Origin of the sequence: Rhizobium sp. ARZ01 (genome assembly GCF_014851675.1) — a bacterium.
Taxonomy (GTDB): domain Bacteria; phylum Pseudomonadota; class Alphaproteobacteria; order Rhizobiales; family Rhizobiaceae; genus Mycoplana.
Genome location: NZ_JACVAE010000004.1, coordinates 24,648 through 38,683, shown reverse-complemented (window position 1 = coordinate 38,683; position 14,036 = coordinate 24,648). Strand labels below are relative to the sequence as shown.

The following is a 14,036-nucleotide window of genomic DNA, read 5'->3' as shown; positions in this document are numbered from 1 at the left end:
CTCCTATACGGAGTGCCCGATGCTCGACGACAATCTGAAATCCCAGCTCAAGGCCTATCTCGAAAAGCTCGTTCGCCCGGTAGAGATCACGGCCTCTACCGATGACAGCGCGAAGTCGCATGAGATGATGGCGCTGCTGAACGAACTGGTCGTGCTCAGCGACAAGATTTCCGTGATCGAGCGCCGCGACGACGGTCAGCGCGCGCCGTCGTTTGCGCTAAATAGCCCCGGTCACGACATCAGCCTGCGTTTTGCCGGAATTCCGCTCGGCCACGAGTTCACCTCGCTCGTGCTGGCACTCCTTCAGGTCGGCGGCCATCCGCCGCGTGTCGAGCAGGCAATCATCGACCAGATCCGCGAGCTCGACGGCGACCTGACCTTCGAAACCTATTTCTCGCTGTCCTGCCAGAACTGCCCGGACGTGGTGCAGGCGCTGAACCTGATGGCGGTCCTCAACCCGCGCGTCAAGCACGTGGCGATCGACGGCGGCGTGTTTCCGGCGGAGGTGGAGAGCCGGCAGGTCATGTCGGTCCCGACCGTCTACCTCAACGGCGAGGTTTTCGCGCAGGGGCGCATGGAGGTCGAGGAGATCGTCGCCAAGCTGGACACGAACTCGGCAGCCCGCGCCGCATCGAAGCTCAATGAGCGTGAACCCTTTGAGGTGCTGATTATCGGCGGTGGGCCGGCAGGGGCTGCGGCTGCAATTTATGCGGCGCGCAAGGGCATCCGCACCGGCATCGCCGCCGAGCGTTTCGGCGGTCAGGTGCTCGATACCATGGCAATCGAGAACTTCATCTCCGTCCCCCACACCGAAGGTCCGCAGCTTGCCGCGTCGCTGGAAGCGCATGTGAAGAACTATGACGTCGACATCATGAACCTGCAGCGGGCCGAAAAGCTCGTGCCCGGCAGAGACATGATCAAAGTCGAATTGGCCAACGGAGCGACGCTGCGCTCGAAGACCGTGATCCTTTCCACTGGCGCGCGCTGGCGGCAGATGGGCGTTCCGGGCGAGGACCAGTACCGCAACAAGGGCGTTGCCTATTGCCCCCATTGCGACGGCCCGCTGTTCAAGGGCAAGCGCGTGGCCGTAATCGGCGGCGGCAATTCGGGTGTGGAAGCGGCGATCGACCTCGCCAACATCGTCGCCCACGTAACGCTGATCGAGTTCGACGGCAAGCTTCGCGCCGACGACGTCCTTCAGCGTAAGCTGCGCAGCCTGCCGAACGTTGATATCCTGCTGAATGCCAAGACGACGGAAGTGATCGGCGACGGGCAGAAGGTCACCGGGCTCACTTACGAAAATCGCATTGCGGGCCAGCGCCACACGCTGTCGCTGGAGGGCATCTTCGTCCAGATCGGGCTGCTGCCGAACACCGAATGGCTGAAGGGCACGGTCGAGCTGTCTACGCGCGGCGAGATCGTCGTCGACCATCATGGCCAGACCTCCGTGCCCGGCGTCTTTGCCGCTGGCGATTGCACGACGGTGCCCTACAAGCAGATCGTGATTGCAGTAGGCGAGGGGGCCAAGGCTTCCCTTGCCGCCTTCGACCATCTGATGCGCACGTCTGCGCCGGACACGGACAACGCGAAGGCCGCCTGAGGCCGTCTCGCCTGCATGGCGTAGCTAAAAAGGATTCCGCCTCCCGGATCGAGAAATCGATTCGGGGCGCATTGATTGCTCATGACCCTGCGCGAACTGGAATATCTGATCGCCCTGGCGGAACACCGGCACTTCGGCCGTGCCGCAGAGGCCTGCCATGTCAGCCAACCGACGCTGTCGACACAGATCAGGAAATTCGAGGACGAGTTGGGCGCGCCGCTGATCGAGCGGACGGCCCGATCGATGATGCTGACCCCGTTCGGCCAGGATGCGGTGGCGCGCGCACGCCGGATCCTGGAGGAGGTCGGCGAAATGAGGCGTGCGGCGCTTCGATGCCGCGACCCGGAGACTGGGTCTTTGAAGCTCGGCATCTTTCCCACACTCGGACCGTATCTTCTGCCACATGTTGTGAGGCGCATCCGCGAACGCTTTCCCGAGCTCGAGACTCTGCTCGTCGAGGAAAAGAGCGAGAGCCTGATCTCGCGCTTGCGTGAGGGCAAGCTCGACGCGGCGGTGCTGGCATTGCCTGTCGATGACGACCGCCTGCAGACGGAATTTCTGTTCGAGGAGCGGTTCCTGCTCGCCGTGCCCGCCACGCATAAGTTGGCAAAGCGCGACGAGCTCAGCCTCGGCGAACTTGACGGACATGACCTGATGCTCCTTGAGGAGGGGCATTGTCTGCGCGAGCAGGCACTGGATGTCTGCCGGTTGGCGGGCGCACGTGAGCGCAGCTCGTTCCGTGCGACGAGCCTCGAAACGCTGCGCCAGATGGTTGGCGCGGACGTCGGCATCACGCTTCTGCCGGAGCTTGCCGCGCGCCAGCCGTCGCCGGCCCAGATCCGCTTGCTGCGTTTCAAGGGCGCAACGCCGACGCGGCGGATCGCACTTTGCTGGCGCAAGAGCACGGCGATGGGCGGCTTCCTCAAGGAGACCGCCGTCCTTCTGCGCGATGTCGCGCATGAGCTTCTGTCCGAGATCAACCAGGACTGATCGTTCTGAAAAACCTCAATGTGCCCTCCTCAGGCTTTCGCAATTTCAGGACTGGAATAGACTGAACGCCTAGGTTGGCTCTCGTCTGGAGCGAAGCCCATGAAGGCAATGGTGCTGGAAAAGATCGGCGGCCCGCTTTCGTTGGTCGACCGCCCCGATCCGTCGCCGCTTACCGGCCAGCTTGCGATCCGGGTGGAGGCCTGCGCTGTTTGCCGCACTGACCTGCATGTCGTCGATGGTGACCTCCCCGAACCGAAACTTCCGCTCGTGCCGGGCCACGAGATCGTGGGCATCGTCGAAGCGGTCGGAGCGGGTGTTTCCAGTGACATGATCGGACGCCGCGTCGGCGTTCCATGGCTCGGCCACACCTGCGGCCAGTGCCCCTATTGCCGCAGGGACGAGGAGAACCTCTGCGACCGCCCGCTGTTCACGGGCTATACCTGCGACGGCGGCTTTGCGACGCACACGGTAGCCGATGCGAATTTCGCCTTCGCGCTCGATCGGAATGAGGCTGCAGCTTCGCTCGCGCCGCTCCTCTGCGCGGGATTGATTGGCTGGCGTGCGCTGAAAAAGGCCGGCGAGGCCCAACGCATCGGCGCAGGCTTTTGCGGTCGGCCTTGGCGCGGTATGGGCAGGCAGCTCGCATTCTTCGCCGCCCGTTGAACTGGACGCGGCCATCATCTTCGCCCCGGTCGGCGAACTTGTTCCTGCCGCTCTTCGCGTTGTCCGCAAGGGCGGCCGCGTCGTCTGCGGCGGCATTCACATGAGCGACATTCCGGCCATGCCCTATTCCATCCTATGGGGTGAGCGGAGCGTCGCGTCGGTTGCCAACCTGACACGTCAGGACGGGCGGGAAATTTTCGAGATCGCGCGCAAGGCGTCGGTCAGGACGCATATCGTCACTTATCCGTTGGCGCGGGCCAACGATGCGCTTGCCGATCTGCGGGCCGGGCGGCTCAGCGGTGCGGCTGTCCTCGTTCCATAACGTCAGGCCGTCAAGCAGGTGCCAGAAGGGGCAGTCGCGCGGGCACGGCGGCGATGAGTGCCGCCGTGTGCGCTTTGGGCCTTCAGGCAAACGGCTCGGAGGGGCTTTTTGCCGGCTGCGTGAACCATGCAGGTCCGTTCGCGGTCATGTGGATGTGGTCCTCGAGCCGGATCCCGAAGCGATCGGGGAAGACAAGCATCGGCTCGTTGGAGAAGCACATGCCTTCGGCAAGTGGCACCGTGTTGCCGCGAACGATATAGGGCTCCTCGTGGATTTCGAGCCCCAGCCCGTGACCGGCACGATGCGGCAGGCCCGGCAGCCTGTAATCCGGTCCCAGCCCGTGGTGCGCAAACACTGCGCGCGCGGCATCATCGAGGCTGTGGCACGGCGCACCGATCTTCGCCGCGTCAAAGACCGCCTGCTGTGCCTCGCGCTCGATCGCCCAGGCGCGGGCGAACTCGGCATCCGGCTCGTCCAGCACATAGGTCCTGGTCAGGTCGGAGTGATAGCCGTCGATCCTCGCTCCCGTATCGACTAGGATGACATCGCCGGCGGCAAGCGTCTGGTCGCCGTCGGCGCCATGCGGAAGAGCTGTGGCGGCGCCGAAGGAGACGATGCAGAAGGTCGATCCGCCTGTTGCGCCAAGTGCCCTGTGCTGCTCGTCGATGAAGCGTACGACCTCCGACGCGCGGATGCCGGGCTTCATGATGGCATGGGCGCGCCGCTGCACCTCCAGCGTCAGCCCCATGGCATATTCGATAATCGCGATCTCCGCCGGTGACTTGCGCAGGCGCAAGTCGCGGAGCAGCCGGCCGCCGTCGGCAAGCCGCTCGGTTCCCACCCATGCGGCGAGCGCGTGGTAGCTGAAGAGCGGCAGCGCGTCGTCCAGCGCAAGCTTCCCCTTCGGTCCGAGCAACGCGGCAACGAGTGCAGCCGGGCTTTCCTCCTCCTCCCACGTGGCAATTTCGCCCGGCAGGTGCGGCAGAGTTTCCACGCGGCTGCGCTCGAACGCAGGAACGATGTAGGTGAGAGTGGAAGGGGTGACGAGCGCGCCGAGCAGCCGTTCGCTCTGGTGCCACTCGAGGCCCGTGAAATAGCGCAGGCTATCTGTCGAACCGAGCAGCACGCCGGCGAAACCGGCTGCCTGTGCGTTCTCGCGCAGTCGTTTCAGCCGCATCTGCCGCTCTGCATCGGTTATGAACGCGGGTTGACTTGAAGAGGACATGCGATGCTCCAGTTTCCGGTTAGCGGCCTTCATCATTGGCGACAATAGTGTCTGATCGACCCAGCATATTTCTTTTGTCGTCAATTTGTCGACAGGCGTGGCGACTGCTATTGTTGATCTCCACCGCTCACGCGCCGTATCTTCGGTCGCGGATTTTCAATCGAAGACAAGGATCAGGCTCGTGTCAGTCCGAGAGTACACCATTCCGGGAATGTTTATCCGCGATCATCTCGTCTCCGTTCCGCTCGATTGGTCGGGGACCGATGGCGCGACGATCGATGTGTTCGCCCGGGAGGTCTGCGATCCGGTGCGACGGCGCGAGACTTTGCCCATGCTTGCTTTCCTTCAGGGCGGGCCTGGGGGCAAATCGCCGCGCCCGACAGGTGGCGGCCCATCCTGGCTTGCCGAGGCACTGAAGACCCACCGCGTCATCCTCATCGATCAACGCGGCACAGGTCGGAGCACACGCATTGAAAGCGCGACGATGGCGGGGTTCGAGAACGGTCAGGCGGCGGGCGATTATCTCTCTCATTTTCGCGGCGACAGTATTGTTGCCGACTGCGAGCATCTGCGGAAAACCGTGTTTGGCGGATCGAAGTGGTCGACGCTCGGCCAGAGCTACGGCGGCTTTCTGACACTGACCTATTTGTCGAAGGCACCGGAAGGGCTATCGGCCTGCTATGTGACAGGCGGGCTGGCGGGGCTCGACGCGACGGCGGCCGATGTCTATCGGCGGACCTATCCGCGGGTGGCGGAGAAGAACGCGCGCTACTATCGTCGTTACCCCCACGATCGCGAGCGGATCGGCCGGATCGCTGATTTTATCGCGGAGAACGACGTTCGCCTGCCGGATGGCGATCGACTGACGGTTCGCCGACTGCAGACGCTCGGTATCGATTTCGGCATGGGGCCGGGTTTCGAAAACATCCATTGGCTGATGGACGAGGCGTTCTCGGGGCCGAAAGAGGACCGCCTGTCGGATCATTTCCTCGCCTGCGTCATGGCGCTCACCTCCTATGACGGAAATCCGCTCTTTGCCGCCCTGCATGAGAGCATCTACGGCCAAGGCGATGGAGCCACCGATTGGGCGGCTGAACGCATTCGCGCCGAGCACCCCGACTTCGCCGATGGGCGCCGGCCGCTGCTGCTCACCGGCGAGATGATGTATCCGTGGATGTTCGAGGAGATCCGCTCGCTGCGCCCGTTCCGCGCCGGTACCGAGGCGCTTGCCGCGCGCAAGAGCCACGGCCGGCTCTACGATCCTGAACGGCTGGCCGCAAATGAAGTGCCTGTGGCCGCGGCCATCTACTTCGACGATATGTATGTCGATGCTGAACTTTCGCTCGACACCGCCCGCCGCGTTGGAAACCTCGAGGCCTGGGTCACGAACGAGTACGAGCACGACGGCGTGCGTCAGTCGAGCGCTGTCATCGCCCGCCTCATGACGATGGTGAAGGAGCGCGGCGGCCCGCTCGCCTGAGGCATCTGCACACAGACAGCCGGCGGAGATCGCAGATCCTAACTGCGATCTCGACCGCACTTCTTTTGCCGGTGACTATGCTGCCGCGAAATCGATCGGGCGCTGCAAGTCGCGCGCGATGTAGTCCTGTATCTGGCGGACGATCTGGGAGGCGTGCTCTGCCGCCAGCCGGTCGCACAGGTCTATGTCTCCGGCCTCGATCGCGGTGATGATCTCTTCGTGCTCGTCGACATATTGGCGCGGCAGGCGGTCATCGAATGACGAATAGTACAGGCGAAGGATACGCCGGCCTTCATCCAGCAGGCGTGCAAAGAAGGCCGTGTAGTAGGGGTTGCCGCCAAGTTCGGCGATTGCGACATGGAAGTCGCGATTTGCCTCTATCATCGCGAACGCGTCCTGCTTTTCCACGGCGTTGGTGAAGTCGCGCTGGTGCTTGCGGATTTTTGCGATGGCATCCGGATCCCTGCGCATCGCGCCGGCGCGTGTCGTCGCACGGTACATCAACGTCAAGGCATCGAAATAGGCCGGAAGAGCCGCAAAATCGATGGCCGCAACCACCGTGTTGCGGTTCGGCAAAGTCGTCACCAGCCCGTCCGCCGCGAGCCGCAACAGCGCCTCGCGAACCGGTGTGCGCGACATTCCGAAGCGATCGGAGAGGCTAACCTCATCCAGAGCGCTGCCGGGCTTCAGCGCCATCGTGAGGATTTCCTGGCGGATCTTGCCATAGACCGTCTGCGGTCCGGACCCGCGGGTTTTATTTGATTCCATGTGAATTCGTTCCCCTGGCTTTGGATTCTTTTCGATCAGCCTTAGGTTGCATTGCTGCACTCAACATGAAGGCAGATCAAGTCCCCCCACGCGGACCATGGAACGGGCCGATGGGGATAACTTGCGGGGATTGGTTCGCCGAGCGGCTTTTGATCTTGCCAAGGATACGAGAGAGGCTTCCACGGTTCACCGTTTGGGGGCCGTGCCGAGCTCTTGCGCCACCTTCAAATGCCGATGGCCAAAGACGACCATGTAGCGATAGCTATCCACTGAGTTGGGTCGGACAAGGACAGGTGTCGTCTGACCAGACGCCTTAATGGCTTCTCTTAATTCCCGGTACTCTTCGTCTTCATCAGACAGGCGATCAGCGACAAAGGAGACGTCCAATAATCGCGGATCCCCCGCCCTAAGTTTTGTTCAGGAGGATCGAAGAACCATCAAAACAACATGAAGTCGTTGGTCGAGAGCGTCCGGACGTTCTCCAGGATTGCGACCAGTTGAATGTCGGCGTTGTCACCTGATCCGTCGGCGTCGAACCAAAGGCGACCATTGTCCGTTTCGAACAGGAATGTGCCCTTCCCGCTCGAGGCGACAGGGTCCGTCCCGGTCACCAGCGTCACCTTGGTGTCTCGGGTCGCGATCTCGAAACCGGCGCGCTCAATGGCAAGCTTGTCCTGGCCGCGCACGAAATCGGTGATGACATCGCCCTCGCCATCGAGCCCGTCTTCGTCAAAGACGAAGACATCATTGCCGGCACCGCCGGTCAGCCAGTCGTCGCCCGCACCGCCGTTCAGCCGGTCCGCGCCAGCACGACCGTCGAGGACATCGTCGGATTCGAGGCCACTGAGATTGTTGCCGTTCGCATCGCCGCGAATTTCGTCATCGCGGTAGCTGCCTTCGATGATCTCGACGTTGCGGATGGTCAGGCCGAGCGCCAGCCCCTTGTTGTTGACCTGGTTCTCCAGATCGAGAACGACGGACGTCGGCCCCTCTTCGAACGAAAGCGTATCGACGCCGGTTCCACCGTCGAACACGTCACGACTGGACCAATCTTTACGGACCAGGATGTCATTCCCGGCATCGCCGAAGAGCCGATCGTCGCCGTCACCGTCGCACAGCGTGTCGTTGCCCCCGCCGCCCGAAAGAACGTCGTCACCGTCATTGCCGTAGAGCGTGTCGTCGCGATCACCGCCCGCTATCGTGTCCTTCCCTTCGCTGCCCCAATATTCAAGCGCTTCGAAATCACTGAACCAGGTCGCCGTGTCGACGATGACCGCCGCCGGCGAAAACTTGAAGCTTATGTCCTGCCTCAACTGCGACAGATCGAGAATGAGTTGATCGATTCCTGCACCGCCATCGGCCTTGTCGCCGATACCGGCATAGACCGTATCGTTACCGTCCTCGGCATAGATGATGTCCTTGCCGTCGGTGGCGGAGTAATTTGCGCCGCGAATGATGTCGTTGCCCGCGCCGCCTCGCAGCGAATCGTTGCCGGCACCGCCGGATATCACGTCGTCGCCCGCTCCACCGTTCAGCGAATCATGGCCCGCACCGCCGCTCAACTCGTCATTGAGACTACCGCCCGCGAAGACATCGTGGCCGCTGCCGCCAAAGAGGCTGACGCGCTCGAAGTTTCTGATGGTAACCGGTGCGCCGGTCACTGTCGTATCCGGCGAAAGCTTGAAGGTGATGTCCGCCGCATATCTGCTGAAGTCGATAGATGCGTAATCGATCCCGGCGCCGCCATCGAGCACGAGCGTGCCCGTCGACCCCCCGCGCCAGAAGACGTCGTCTCCGGCGCCGAGATCCACGGTGTTGTTGCTGGCCCCGCTCGACCCGTCGCCGACCGTGACCCGATCATTACCATCGCCGGCATTGATCGTGTTCCTGCCATCGAGATCGATGATCATGTCGTCGCCGGCGCCGGAGGTTAGCGTATCGTCACCATTGCCACCATCGAGGACGTCCGCCCCGTTGCCGCCGATCAGCGTGTCCTTGCCGCTGTAGCCGTAGAACGCGACGGTCTCGGCTGAGCCGATGGATGCGACCACGTCGTCACCGGACCCGAACTCGACACGATAGTGCTCGAAATTGGTGAGGACAGTGCCGTCGGAAAGGGTGGCGGAACTGTCGATAGCCGAGAAGGTCTGGCCAACCGTCAACGAGCGACGGTTGACGGTTGCTCGATCTGTTCCCGTGCCGCCATCGGCCTGGTCCGCGCCGCCGGCGCCAAGACGAATGACGTCATCGCCCGCGCCGCCGAAGACACTGTCCTGGCCAAGGCCCTCATAGAAAACATCGTTGCCGGCCCCGAGGTCGATCGTGTCATCGCCCCCCGCAGCATCGACATAGTCGTTGCCCGCGCCGGTTGTTATGTTGTTGGCATCGGACCCGGTGGCGGTGATCGAGTAGTGCTCGATACCGATAAAAGTCGTTCCGCCAGCGAGTGTATTGACCTCGGTCGCCGCCTTTGCGGTGAAGTCGCCGGTAAACCACTCGATAACGAGACGGTCGCTGCCACTCGAGTCGGTTATCCGGTCCTGTCCCTGGCCGTAGGTGTATTGAAACGTATCGTCGCCCGCGCCACCCTCCAACCTGTCGTCGCCCGTGCTGCCATTGAGATAGTCGGTACCCGCGCCGCCGTGGAGCATGTCCGCGCCATCGCTGCCGGACAGATGGTCATTACCCGCGCCGCCCGAAAGAAGGTCGTTGCCGGCGTCGCCGTTGAGATTGTCGTCGCCGTCGCCGCCATGAACTTCGTCGTCGCCGACGCCGCCATAGAGATAATCGCCTCCGGCATCACCCAGGAGCACATCATCCCCGGCATCACCCTGCAGATAGTCATAACCAGCGCCGCCCGCGAGCACGTCGGCGCCCTCGCCACCGTACAGGTTGTCGTAGCCGCGGCCGCCTGAAAGCATGTCATTGCCGAGCCCACCAACCAGAACATCGGAATAGTTGCCGCCGACGACTACATCGTCATAGCTGGTCCCGGTGATATTGAAAGTTTCGACGTTCGTCACCCGGATGCCGCCGGCGAGCACCTGCGGCGTAATCCAGTCACCGATGGTAATGTTCAGTCCTACGCCGTGGGCCGAGTAGTCGAGCGCTAGCATGTCGACGCCGGAACCGCCGTCGACGATGTCATCGACAAGCTCATCGATTGCTTCCGCCACAATGACATCTTGGCCGCTGCCGCCATTGAGCCGGTCCTTGCCGGCATTGCCCATCAGCCTGTCACCGCCGCTGCCGCCGTTCAACGTATCGTCTCCATCGCCGCCGATCAGGTCGTCATCCTGGAACGAACCGCTGATGCTGTCGTTGCCCGCCCCGCCGGAGATCTCGTCGTTATCCATGCCGCCATCGATGATGTCGGCTCCCGCAAGGCCCTCGATGAGATCGCCCTCGATATCGCTGCCGATCAGAATATCATTGCCGGCCGTACCCGTGATATTTCCCATTTCCGTCTCCTAGTGATTGTATTGGGACGCGCAGTTTCACGATCGCATGACCGGCTGCATCGCAACGGCGTGTTCGGGAAGGCGTCGAGCAAGCGTTGGCGGCGTACTGGAGCCATTCTGCTGGAGCCGTTCCTGTTGCGGCCGAAATCGACAACGGGTCGCTGTCGGTGTCCGGTATGATCTTGCGGTCTTTTGGGAGGTCCCGCCCCGCCGATGCGGGACGGGCTCGTCGCGGATCATTCGCGCAACCTCGTCAGGCAAGGAGGAAATCGCTGGCCGACAGCGCGGCGACGTTCTTGACGATCGCCACCAGTTCCATGTCCGCCTCGGTGCCCTTGCCGTCGGCATCAAACCACAGTCGGCCGTTGTCGGTTTCGAACAGGAACGTGCCCTTGCTGCCGCTTGCCACCGGATCGGCGCCGACGACGAGCGTCACCGTCGCGTCGGTCGCGGCAATGCCGTAATCGCTCCTGTCGATCAGAAGCTTGTCCTGGCCGCGGGTGAAGTCGGTGATCACGTCGCCCTCACCGTCCCGGCCGGAGCGGTCGAAGACGAAGACGTCGTTGCCGGCGCCGCCGGTCAGCCAGTCGTCGCCGGCGCCGCCGTTCAGCCGATCCGCGCCGCCGCGGCCGTCGAGGACGTCGTCAGCCCCGCCGCCATTCAATGTATTGGCGGCGCCGTCGCCGCGAATGACATCGTCACTGCCACTGCCGTTGATGATCTCGAAACCCGTGACCGTCAGGCCATGCGACATGCCTCTGTTCAGCGCCTGGTTCTCAAGATCGAGCACAACCGATGTGCCGCTGGCGCTTGCGAAGGAGAGCGTGTCGGTGCCGGCACCGCCATCGAACACATCGGTTCCGGTGAATGCGGTTCGCGTCAACGTGTCGTTTCCGGCGTCGCCTGAGAGGCTGTCGTTGCCCGCACCGTCGCGCAGGACGTCATCACCGTTTCCGCCGCGAAGCGTGTCGTTGCCGCTGTTGCCCTCCAGCCGGTCGGCAAGGTTGCCGCCGGTGACCGTATCCTTGCCCGCGCTGCCGAAATAGTTCAGCATTTCGAAGCCCTTGAAGGAGGTCGTCGTGTCTACCGTGGCCGTGCCGGTGGCAAAACTGAAGGCGATGTTTTTGGTCTGCTCGCTGACATTCAGGTCCAGGGTGTCGGTGCCGGGACCGCCATCGGCGGTATCGCCGATCCCGGCATAGACGCGGTCGTTGCCGTCTTCACCGTAGATCTTGTCCCGACCGCCATACTCGTTGGAACTATCGCCATAGAGCGTGTCGTTGTCGAGACCGCCCTTCACCGTGTCATTGCCGAGGTTGCCGACGAGCACGTCGTTGCCAGCACCGCCGGTCAGGCTGTCATTGCCACGCCCGCCGCGCAGTTCGTCGCTCAATCCGCCGCCGACGAAGATGTCATTACCGCCGCCGCCGTAGAGCGCCACGCGCTCTACATTCTTGACCGTCACCGGCGCATTGGTGGCAGTGACCGAGGACGACAGCTTGAAGGTTATGCCAGCGGTGTACTTGCTGAAGTCGATTGTCGCGAAATCCGAGCCGGCGCCGCCATCAAGCGAGAGTTTGCCGGTGGAGGCGCTCCGCTTGAAGGTATCGTTGCCGGCGCCGAGATCGACCGTGTTTTGGGCAGCCACGCCGCTGTCACCGACCGACACGCTGTCGTTGCCATCGCCGGCCTTGATGACGTTGGTGCCACCGAAATCGACAAGGGAATCGTTGCCGGCGCCGGAGGACAGCTTGTCGTTGCCGGTGCCGCCGTCGAGCATGTCCGACCCTGCGGTGCCGATCAGCGTGTCATTGCCGGCAAAGCCGTAGAGGCTGACGCTTTGCGCATTTCCGACAGACTTGACGACGTCGCTGCCCGATCCGAAGGAAACGCGGTAGTGCTCGAAGTTCTTGATGCTGCTGCCGTCTGAAAGCGTTGCCGCGGCACTCGTCGCCGAAAAATTCAGGCCCGCCGTCACCGAACGCCGATCAACATACACGGTATCCATACCGGCGCCGCCATCGCCATTGTCGGATCCGCCGTCGCCGAGACTGACGATATCGTTTCCGCTGCCGGCCGACACGACGTCCTTGCCGATGCCCGCATCGAGTTTGTCATTGCCGTCGCCACCCGTGATCGTGTCGTTGCCGGCGCCGGCGTACACGACGTCGGCGCCGGCGCCGGTCACGATTTTGTTGATGCCGGTCCCCTTGGCATAGATGCTGTAGTGTTCCATGCCGGCGAAGGTCGTGCCGCCAACCAGCGTGTTCACTTGCGTCGCGAGCTTCGCGGTAAAATCGCCGGTGAAGCCCTGAAGGATCAGCCGATCGCTGCCGCCGGCATCGGTGATCTTGTCCTTGCCTTCGCCGTAGCGATAGGTGATCGTGTCGTTGCCGACCCCGCCCTCGATCACGTCATCGCCGATACCGCCCTCGAGCACGTCGTTGCCATTGCCCCCGCTCAAGGTATCGGCTTCATCGCCACCAAAGAGGTTGTCGTCACCGTCGTCGCCGAACAGACGGTCATCGCCAAGCCCCCCGAAAACGGAATCCGATCCCGTGCCGCCGCGCGCTTCGTCGTTGCCGTTCCCGCCCGAAAGAATGTCGTTTCCTGCATCGCCGGCAAGCACGTCATTGCCGTCGCCACCGGTCAGGCTGTCCAGCCCGTATCCGCCTTTCAGCGTGTCGTTGCCGAGGTCGCCCATCAGGCTGTCGTCACCACGACCGCCCGTCAGCCTGTCCTCGCCGGCACCACCCATCAGGCTGTCGCCATAGTTGCCGCCGGTGATCGTATCGGCAAAGCTCGTACCGGTGATGTTGAAAGCTTCGACATTGGTCGCCTGGATGTTGCCGATCAGAGTCTGCGGCGCGACCCAGTCCTGGATGGTGATTGTCACGCCCTCGCTGAGTTCGGCATAGTCGACCATGAGGCGATCCGTGCCCGAGCCGCCGTCGACAATGTCGCCGGCACCGAACTCCAGCAGCGGATGCGCGACTGGCGGCACCTCCGCCATGATCGTATCCCGCCCCGAGCCGCCATCAAGTCGGTCTCTTCCCACGCCGCCATCGAGAATGTCATTGCCGCTGTTACCATTCAGCGTGTCTTCACCCGTGTCGCCGAAGAGGAAGTCGCCCTGGAGCGCGCCGCTGAGCGTATCGTTTCCGCCGATACCGAATATCTGATCGTCGCCGAAGCCGCCGGTCAGCGTATCGGCGTCATCCGAACCATGTGAGCTTGTCATTCCTGTCTCCTGAATATTTTGCGGCATGGGATATTCACTCGCCGGCACTCAAAGGTGCGGCGTCTATGCAGATTTGCTTTTTTTAGTTCTGGGCGGTCTTCGTTCATGTCCGCCATATTGTTCAGAAATTCCGCGACCGATGTTCCCTAGGAAACAATCGGGCAGCTCGAGAAATCGAGGTGACGTGCTCCCCGATATTGGGCCACCGGGAGCTGGATTTTCCGGGGGTAAGGCTCAGGTCGGCGGGGGGGGGGCCGCAACGAGCCGTTCATCAGCGAAATCTGCA

Annotated in this window: 7 protein-coding genes and 2 pseudogenes; 4 read left to right on the top strand and 5 right to left on the bottom strand. The window is 62.7% G+C overall.

What is annotated here, in order from left to right:
• The first annotated feature begins 19 nt into the window (after positions 1-19).
• The 3 genes and pseudogenes from ahpF (at position 20) to IB238_RS20445 (ending at position 3,575) form a co-directional block, all read left to right on the top strand.
• Positions 20-1,600 (top strand): alkyl hydroperoxide reductase subunit F, encoded by a 1,581-nt coding sequence (ahpF, locus tag IB238_RS20455; RefSeq protein WP_192251441.1) that lies wholly within the window; start codon positions 20-22, stop codon positions 1,598-1,600.
• A gap of 81 nt (positions 1,601-1,681) precedes the next feature.
• Positions 1,682-2,590: a LysR substrate-binding domain-containing protein gene (locus IB238_RS20450; RefSeq protein WP_192251437.1), complete on the top strand. Its 909-nt coding sequence runs from the start codon at positions 1,682-1,684 to the stop codon at positions 2,588-2,590.
• 99 nt (positions 2,591-2,689) lie between these two features.
• A pseudogene (locus IB238_RS20445) lies at positions 2,690-3,575 on the top strand (alcohol dehydrogenase catalytic domain-containing protein).
• 82 nt (positions 3,576-3,657) lie between these two features.
• Here the strand turns inward: IB238_RS20445 and IB238_RS20440 are convergent.
• Complete coding sequence (locus IB238_RS20440) at positions 3,658-4,800, bottom strand: Xaa-Pro peptidase family protein (RefSeq protein ID WP_192251434.1); 1,143 nt, start codon at positions 4,798-4,800, stop codon at positions 3,658-3,660.
• A gap of 211 nt (positions 4,801-5,011) precedes the next feature.
• Here IB238_RS20440 and IB238_RS20435 point away from each other — a divergent pair, with 211 nt between their 5' ends.
• Positions 5,012-6,280: an alpha/beta fold hydrolase gene (locus tag IB238_RS20435; protein ID WP_192252418.1), complete on the top strand. Its 1,269-nt coding sequence runs from the start codon at positions 5,012-5,014 to the stop codon at positions 6,278-6,280.
• Positions 6,281-6,355: 75 nt separating this feature from the next.
• Here IB238_RS20435 and IB238_RS20430 read toward each other — a convergent pair whose 3' ends face one another.
• The 4 genes and pseudogenes from IB238_RS20430 to IB238_RS20415 form a co-directional block, all read right to left on the bottom strand.
• Complete coding sequence (locus tag IB238_RS20430; protein WP_192251431.1) at positions 6,356-7,048, bottom strand: GntR family transcriptional regulator; 693 nt, start codon at positions 7,046-7,048, stop codon at positions 6,356-6,358.
• Positions 7,049-7,252: 204 nt separating this feature from the next.
• Positions 7,253-7,447 (bottom strand): annotated as a pseudogene (locus IB238_RS20425) (ParB N-terminal domain-containing protein); the annotation flags it as partial.
• 38 nt (positions 7,448-7,485) lie between these two features.
• Positions 7,486-10,509, bottom strand: coding sequence for a calcium-binding protein (locus tag IB238_RS20420; RefSeq protein WP_192251428.1), 3,024 nt, complete (start codon positions 10,507-10,509; stop codon positions 7,486-7,488).
• A 253-nt stretch (positions 10,510-10,762) separates the two neighbouring features.
• Entirely contained in the window at positions 10,763-13,750 is a 2,988-nt protein-coding gene (locus IB238_RS20415) for a calcium-binding protein (RefSeq protein ID WP_192251425.1), read from the bottom strand.
• Positions 13,751-14,036 lie beyond the last annotated feature (286 nt).

Excerpts from the sequence above, each read along its gene's own strand:
- ahpF (WP_192251441.1), top strand. The coding sequence starts at position 20 with ATGCTCGACGACAATCTGAAATCCCAGCTCAAGGCCTATCTCGAAAAG.
- IB238_RS20450 (WP_192251437.1), top strand. The coding sequence starts at position 1,682 with ATGACCCTGCGCGAACTGGAATATCTGATCGCCCTGGCGGAACACCGG.
- IB238_RS20440 (WP_192251434.1), bottom strand. The coding sequence starts at position 4,800 with ATGTCCTCTTCAAGTCAACCCGCGTTCATAACCGATGCAGAGCGGCAG.
- IB238_RS20435 (WP_192252418.1), top strand. The coding sequence starts at position 5,012 with ATGTTTATCCGCGATCATCTCGTCTCCGTTCCGCTCGATTGGTCGGGG.
- IB238_RS20430 (WP_192251431.1), bottom strand. The coding sequence starts at position 7,048 with ATGGAATCAAATAAAACCCGCGGGTCCGGACCGCAGACGGTCTATGGC.
- IB238_RS20420 (WP_192251428.1), bottom strand. The coding sequence starts at position 10,509 with ATGGGAAATATCACGGGTACGGCCGGCAATGATATTCTGATCGGCAGC.
- IB238_RS20415 (WP_192251425.1), bottom strand. The coding sequence starts at position 13,750 with ATGACAAGCTCACATGGTTCGGATGACGCCGATACGCTGACCGGCGGC.